The 3084-nt window shown below is 55.1% G+C and carries 1 rRNA gene; it reads left to right on the top strand.

Annotated features, from left to right (window positions below):
- Positions 1–44: 44 nt before the first annotated feature.
- Positions 45–3084, top strand: a 23S ribosomal RNA gene (locus tag ABX74_RS26640); the annotation flags it as partial.

Genomic DNA, 3084 nt, shown 5'->3' with positions numbered 1-3084 from the left:
TTGTGTGTTGTTTGAGAACTGCACAGTGGACGCGAGCATCTTTGTTGTAAGTAATGAAGAGCGTACGGTGGATGCCTTGGCACCAGGAGCCGATGAAGGACGTAGGAGGCTGCGATAAGCCTCGGGGAGCTGTCAACCGAGCTGTGATCCGAGGATGTCCGAATGGGGAAACCCAGCACGAGTGATGTCGTGTTACCCGCGCCTGAATATATAGGGCGTGTGGAGGGAACGTGGGGAAGTGAAACATCTCAGTACCCACAGGAAGAGAAAACAACCGTGATTCCGTGAGTAGTGGCGAGCGAAAGCGGAAGAGGCTAAACCATGGGTGTGTGATAGCCGGCAGGTGTTGCATTCGTGGGGTTGTGGGGTTCATTTTGTCTGTTCTGCCGAGCAGGCCAACAGTAAGAAATCACAGGGTTAGTGGAAGTGGTCTGGAACGGCCTGTCGTAGAGGGTGAGAATCCCGTACACGAAAACTTTGTGACTGTTGTAATGGAAACCCAAGTAGCACCGGGCCCGTGAAATCTGGTGTGAATCTGTCGGGACCACCCGATAAGCCTGAATACTCCCTGGTGACCGATAGCGGACTAGTACCGTGAGGGAAAGGTGAAAAGTACCCCGGGAGGGGAGTGAAATAGTACCTGAAACCGTGCGCTTACAATCCGTCAGAGCCTTCGAACAGTTTACTGTTGGGGGTGATGGCGTGCCTTTTGAAGAATGAGCCTGCGAGTTAGTGGCATGTCGCGAGGTTAACCCGTGTGGGGTAGCCGTAGCGAAAGCGAGTCCGAATAGGGCGATCGTAGTGGCATGCTCTAGACCCGAAGCGGAGTGATCTACCCATGGCCAGGTTGAAGCGACGGTAAGACGTCGTGGAGGACCGAACCCACTTAGGTTGAAAACTGAGGGGATGAGTTGTGGGTAGGGGTGAAAGGCCAATCAAACTCCGTGATAGCTGGTTCTCCCCGAAATGCATTTAGGTGCAGCGTCGCGTGTTTCTCACCGGAGGTAGAGCTACTGGATGGTCTAGGGGGCCCACAAGCTTACCGAAATCAGCCAAACTCCGAATGCCGGTGAGTGAGAGCGCGGCAGTGAGACTGCGGGCGATAAGGTTCGTAGTCGAGAGGGAAACAGCCCAGATCGCCAGCTAAGGTCCCTAAGCGTGTACTAAGTGGAAAAGGATGTGGGGTCGCGAAGACAACCAGGAGGTTGGCTTAGAAGCAGCCACCCTTGAAAGAGTGCGTAATAGCTCACTGGTCAAGTGATCCTGCGCCGACAATGTAGCGGGGCTCAAGTACACCACCGAAGCTGCGGCATTCACGCAATAGCCCCCAGTTGATCCAAGGATTTTCTGGCAGGTGTGTGGATGGGTAGGGGAGCGTCGTGTGGCCATGGAAGCGGCAGGGTGACCTAGCCGTGGAGGCCACACGAGTGAGAATGCAGGCATGAGTAGCGAAAGACGAGTGAGAAACTCGTCCGCCGAATGACCAAGGGTTCCTGGGCCAGGTTAATCCGCCCAGGGTGAGTCGGGACCTAAGACGAGGCCGACAGGCGTAGCCGATGGACAACGGGTTGATATTCCCGTACCCGTGTGAACGCGCCCATGGTGAATCAGTGATACTAACCATCCTGAAGCCACGAGAAGACCTTCGGGTCTCGAGTTGGTGGATGCATGGGACCTGATCTGGTAGTAGCCAAGCGATGGGGTGACGCAGGAAGGTAGCTGAGCCAGTCAGTGGTAATACTGGTGTAAGCGTGTAGGGCGTGACCTAGGCAAATCCGGGTCACACATAGCCTGAGACGTGATGCGTAGCCGATTGAGGCGAATTCAGTGATCCTATGCTGCCGAGAAAAGCCTCTAGCGAGCTTTCACACGGCCCGTACCCCAAACCGACACAGGTGGTCAGGTAGAGAATACTAAGGCGATCGAGATAACTATGGTTAAGGAACTCGGCAAAATGCCCCCGTAACTTCGGGAGAAGGGGGGCCCTGTTTGGTGACGACATTTACTGTCTGAGCTGGGTGGGGCCGCAGAGACCAGTGAGAAGCGACTGTTTACTAAAAACACAGGTCCGTGCGAAGTCGTAAGACGATGTATACGGACTGACGCCTGCCCGGTGCTGGAAGGTTAAGAGGACCGGTTAGTTCCTTCGGGAGCGAAGCTGAGAATTTAAGCCCCAGTAAACGGCGGTGGTAACTATAACCATCCTAAGGTAGCGAAATTCCTTGTCGGGTAAGTTCCGACCTGCACGAATGGCGTAACGACTTCTCAGCTGTCTCAACCGTAGACTCGGCGAAATTGCATTACGAGTAAAGATGCTCGTTACGCGCGGCAGGACGAAAAGACCCCGGGACCTTCACTACAGCTTGGTATTGGTGTTCGGTTCGGTTTGTGTAGGATAGGTGGGAGACTGTGAAACGGTGACGCCAGTTATCGTGGAGTCGTTGTTGAAATACCACTCTGATCGAATTGGACCTCTAACCTCGGACCATGATCTGGTTCAGGGACAGTGCCTGGTGGGTAGTTTAACTGGGGCGGTTGCCTCCCAAAATGTAACGGAGGCGCCCAAAGGTTCCCTCAGCCTGGTTGGCAATCAGGTGTCGAGTGCAAGTGCACAAGGGAGCTTGACTGTGAGACTGACAGGTCGAGCAGGGACGAAAGTCGGGACTAGTGATCCGGCACCGGCAAGTGGAAGCGGTGTCGCTCAACGGATAAAAGGTACCCCGGGGATAACAGGCTGATCTTCCCCAAGAGTCCATATCGACGGGATGGTTTGGCACCTCGATGTCGGCTCGTCGCATCCTGGGGCTGGAGTAGGTCCCAAGGGTTGGGCTGTTCGCCCATTAAAGCGGCACGCGAGCTGGGTTTAGAACGTCGTGAGACAGTTCGGTCTCTATCCGCCGCGCGCGTTAGAAACTTGAGGAAGGCTGTCCCTAGTACGAGAGGACCGGGACGGACGAACCTCTGGTGTGCCAGTTGTTCCGCCAGGAGCACCGCTGGTTAGCTACGTTCGGAAGGGATAACCGCTGAAAGCATCTAAGCGGGAAGCCTGTTCCAAGATGAGGTTTCTCACCCCCTCGAGGGGGT

Source organism: Rhodococcus sp. ARP2 (genome assembly GCF_001029585.1).
Lineage (GTDB): Bacteria > Actinomycetota > Actinomycetes > Mycobacteriales > Mycobacteriaceae > Rhodococcus_F > Rhodococcus_F erythropolis.
This window is presented reverse-complemented; position numbering and strand designations above follow the sequence as displayed.